A 4,730-nucleotide genomic window follows, 5' to 3' on the forward strand; every position below is an offset into this window, starting at 1 on the left:
GGCAGGAGGCCCTGGAAGACCGGGGCGGGGGTCCGCCCCCGTGGGGCGACGCCGGCGGGCTCCCGCGCGGCGGCCGGGTTCAGCCCCCCGCCCTGCCGCGGCGGCCGCGCCCGGGAGAGCTGTTCGGCCAGGCTGCCCCGGCCGCTCCACAGCACCACCCGCGCCGTGCTGTTCAGCAGGCTCAGGTCGGCCTCATCCAGGCGGTCGGCCCGCACCACGAAGATGTCCCCGCGGGGCTGGGGCTGCTCGAGACCGGAGGCGGGCCGGCTCATCCGCACCAGCGCCTCGAGGTCGCCCTGCAATTCCTGCAGGTAGGAGGGCGGCTGCTCGTTGAGGATGACCAAGTCCACCGCCAGGCGCTTGCGCCGCCAGTACTCGAACGCGCGCAGGACCTGGCGCACCACCGCCCGCGCGTCGCCCGGGTTCACCCGCACCAGCACGACGGGCAGGTCGCCGGAGATGCCGTGCTTCCACAGGCCCGGCTGGCCCAGGCTGCTGCGCGAGAGCGCCTCGGACGAGGGCCGCAACGCGGCGTCGGCGTAGAGCAGCCGCCCGGCGAGCTCCTGGAACAGCAGGGCCTCGTCGGGGTCGATCCCCAGGTGGCGCAGCTCGATCTGGGCGCGGGTCCAGGCCAGCTCGCGCTCGCGCTCGAAGGTGGCGGGGTCGCGGTAGCGGTCGATCCGCTCGAGTACGGCCTCGCGGGTCTGGGCCACCAGGGTGGCGAAGCTGACCCGGGCCACCGCCCCGGGCCTCAGGCGCACCCGGCCGCGCAGGCTGAAGATGGGGTCGAGCACCGGCCCGACGGTCCCGGAGAGCGGGCGGCCGTCCCTCAGCGCGCGGGCCTGCCCCACCTCCCGCCCCCGCCCCAGGAAACGGGCCCGGTCGGTCTCGTACTGCAAGCTGCCCGCCTCGTCGCCCTCGACGGCCATCACCTGGGCCGCCCAGACGCCGCTCTCCTCGGGCGAGCGCCGGCGGCGGGTCGCCAGCAGGGCGCCCTTGTGGGGCACGAACTCGGTCTGGACGAAGAGCTTGGCGAAGGCGGGGTGGGCGGCGTCGGCGGCCGGGGGGGCGAGCACCACCTCGCTGTAGGAGGTCAGCTCGATCTCGAGGGTGCGGGCCCCGTGGTTCTTGAGTGTCACCCGGCGGATCTCGGCGTCGTCCTCGGCGGCCACCAGGACCTGCAGGGTGGTCGCGACGTCGCCGTCGTGCCGGAAGAAGCGCGCGCGCTCCTCGTGGAACTGCACCTCCAGGGCCTGGGGCTCGACCGCCGTGGGCCGGTAGGTCGCCGACCAGACCTGGCCGCTGTGCGCGTCGCGCAGGAAGATGTAGCTCCCCCAGCCGTCGCCGGTGGGGTCCTCCCGCCACCGCGTCACCGCCAGGTCGTTCCAGCGGCTGTACCCCGAGCCCCCCGGGGTGAGCATCACCGTGTAGCGCCCGTTGGCCAGCAGGTGCGCGGGGGGCGGGGCCTCGACGGAGGTGAAGCGCCGCAGCGCCGGGGCCAGCTCGCCCGCGTGGACCGCCGCCTCGAGCTCCCGCACCCGCGGACGGGCCACGATCACGTCGCGCGGCACGCGCTCCTGCAGCAGCACCTCGGTGGCCTGCACCCGCGCGTCGGCGTGGAAGCGCTGCTGCATGGCGCCCCCCAGCAGCGCGTTGCCCAGGGCCAGCAGCGACATCCCCTGGTGGTGGGCCATGTAGCTGCGCACCAGCCCGAAGGGCCTCCCCTCGGGCACCCGCTCGCGGGTGTAGTCCAGAGCGTCGTAGAAGCCGTAGTCCCCCCGGGCCCCGGCCTCGCCCAGGCGGCGGAAGTTGCGCAGGGCCGCCGGCGGGTCCACCATCGCCGCCAGGGCGGTGGCGTACGGGGCCACCACCAGCTCCTCGCCCAGGCCCCGCCGCAGCCCCAAGCCTGGCACGCCGAAGTTCGAGTACTGGTAATTGAGCTCCAGGTCGCGGGCGTAGTAGGCCGACTCGCTCACGCCCCAGGGGACGCCCCGCTCCTGGGCGTAGCTCTGCTGGCGGCGCACCACCCGGCGGTAGGTCTGCCCCAGCAGGCTCCCCGCCGGCTCGCGCATGACCAAGGTGGGCATCAGGTACTCGAACATCGAGCCCGACCAGGAGACCAGCGCGCTCGAGCCCTCCACCGGGACCAGGGTCCGGCCCAGGCGGAACCAGTGCGCGACCGGCGCCTCGCCCTTAGCCACCGCGACGAAGCTGCTCAGGCGGGCCTCGGAGGCCAGCAGGTCGTAGTAGCCCGGGTCGAGCCGCTGTGCGGTGGCGTCGAAGCCGATGGAGAAGAGCTTGCGGGAGGGGTCGTACAGGAAGCCGAACTCCATGGCCTCGAACAGAGCCTCCACCCGCCCGGCCAGGGCCGCCGCCCGGGCGGGGAGGTCCTGGCCGGCCTGCTGGTCGCGCAGGTGGCCGGCGAGGGCCTGCCGGAGGGCCCTCGCCCAGACCAGCGCCTCGCCGTCGCCCGGGAGGTGGCCCTCGGCCTGCAGGGCCTCGACGATGTCGAGGAGGGTGGCCGCCTCGGCCTGGAGCTGCCGCAGGCGCGGCAACCCCTCGCCTGCGGTCGCGGGGGGCGCCTCGAGCCCGGCCCGCGCGGCTCTCAGGGCGGCCTCGAGCTGGCGGCGGCCTACCGCGCTGCCCTGGGCGTCCCCCAGGGGCTGCGCGGCCTCCTCCAGCAGGCCCAGCTCGTCGCGCAGGCCCTCGAACACCCGCTCCAGCGGCGGCGCCCCCCGCGACCATTCCAGCAGGGCCTGCTCGAGCGCCAGCAGGTGGCCGGCCAGGTTGCCGCTGTCCACCGTCGAGACGTAGTGGGGCGTCAGCACCCGCAGGTCGCGGGTGTCGTACCAGTTGAAGAGGTGGCCGCGGTGCTTGGGCAGGCGCTCGAGCGTGCCCACGGTGGCCTCGAGGCGCTCCAGCGCCGCCCCCCGGCTGCTCCAGCCGAAGTCGTGGGCCGCCACGGCGCCCAGCAGGTAGACGCCGACGTTGGTGGGGGAGGTGCGCCGGGCCACGAGCATGGGGTCTTCCTGGACGTTGTCGGGGGGCAGGAAGTGGTGCTCGGGGGTGACGAAGGCCTCGAAGTAGCGCCAGGTGCGCCGCGCCACCCGGCGCAGCTCCCCCGCCTCGGCGGGGGAGAGCGCCCGGGGTCGCCCGCTCCCCAGCGGGCGACCCACCCAGCGCACCACCGCCGGCGAAGCGGCCCACAGCAGCAGAAAGGGCAGGGCCAGGGGGAGGTTGTCGGGCCGCAACCCCCCGACCCCCAGCGCCCCCAGCAGGGCCAGCCACGGGCCCGCGGCCGGCCCCCGGTCGGGGGGCCGGGAGCTCGAGGCCTCCGTGGCGGCGAACTGGGCGGCGGTACGCCACTCCAGCAGGCGGCGGCGGGCGAGCAGCCGCCCGAGGGTGCGCAGGATGGCGTCGGCCATCAACCCGCCCTGGGCGGGCAGGAGGGTCAGGTTCAGGGCGAACTGCGCCGCGGCCAGCGTCAGCTCGCCGGCCGCGCGGCGGAGGTGGCTGCGGAGGGAGACGCCCGCGCGCCGGGGGATCAGCCCGCCCAGGGCCGGCAGCAGGGGCGGCACGGCCAGCGACAGCAGCACCAGGCCGCTCCAGACCCCCGCCGAGGCCGGCGTGCCCGGCGGCAGCAGCCAGGCCGCCAGCAGGGTGAGCAGGGCCGCCGGGGCCGACAAGCTGCGGCGCAGGTTGTCCAGCATCTTCCAGCGCTCGACCGGCGAGAGCGCGGCGCGGCGGGAGAACAGCCAGGGCAGCAGTTGCCAGTCCCCCCGCGCCCAACGGTGCAGCCGGGCCGCGTGGGCGGGGTACCGCGCCGGGTAGTCGTCGATGAGCTCGACGTCGCCGACCAGCCCGACCCGGGCGAAAAAGCCCTCCAGCAGGTCGTGGCTGAGCAGGGCGTCCTCGGGGATGCGCCCCTCGAGCGCGTCCATGAAGGCGTCGAGGTCGTAGATGCCCTTGCCGGTATAGCTCCCCTCGCCGAAGAGGTCCTGGTACACGTCGGAGACGGCGCCCGCGTAGGGGTCGATGCCCGTCGGCCCCGAGAAGACGTGGCGGAAGAGGGTGTCCTCCCCTTCCGCCGCCAGCGAGGGGAGGACGCGCGGCTGCAACAGGCCGTACCCCTCGACCACCCGCTGGCGGCGCGCGTCGAAGCGGGGCCGGTTCAGGGGGTGGGCCAGGGTGCCCACCAGGCGCAGCGCCGCGCCCCGCGGCAACTGGGTGTCGGCGTCCAGCGTGATCAGGAAGCGCACCCCCGGCGGCGGCGCGGACGGGTGCTCGCCGGTGGCGATGAAGCTGGTGTCGGCGGCGCCGCGCAGCAGGTTGCCGAACTCCATCAGCTTGCCGCGCTTGCGCTCCCAGCCCATCCAGCAGCCCTGGCGCGGGTTCCACCGCCGGCGCCGGTGGAACAGCAGGAAGCGCGGGCTGCCGTCCTCGAGCGGGCCGTAGCGGAGGTTGAGCCGCCCGATGCCCTCGTGGGCCTGGGCCAACAGCTCCGCGTCGCCGGGCAGGGTCTCACCCCCGGCGTCGGCCCAGTCGGTGAGCAGCGCGAAGCGGACGTCGCCGTCGGAGTTGCCCAGCGAGTGCACCTCGAGCCGCTCCAGCAGGCCCGCGACCTGCGGCGCGTCGGTGATGAGGGTGGGGATGACCACCAGCGTGCGCAGGTGCGGGGGGACGCCCGCGGCGAGCTCCAGCCGGGGGAGCGTCCGGGGGGGGACCAGCGC

At 75.7% G+C, this 4,730-nt stretch carries 1 protein-coding gene; it reads right to left on the bottom strand.

Annotated features, from left to right (window positions below):
* A partial coding sequence (locus tag Mterra_RS18930) for a glucoamylase family protein (protein ID WP_275054860.1) occupies window positions 1-4,730 on the bottom strand: 4,730 nt, incomplete at both ends.

Origin of the sequence: Calidithermus terrae (assembly GCF_003574345.1) — a bacterium.
GTDB classification, from domain to species: domain Bacteria; phylum Deinococcota; class Deinococci; order Deinococcales; family Thermaceae; genus Calidithermus; species Calidithermus chliarophilus.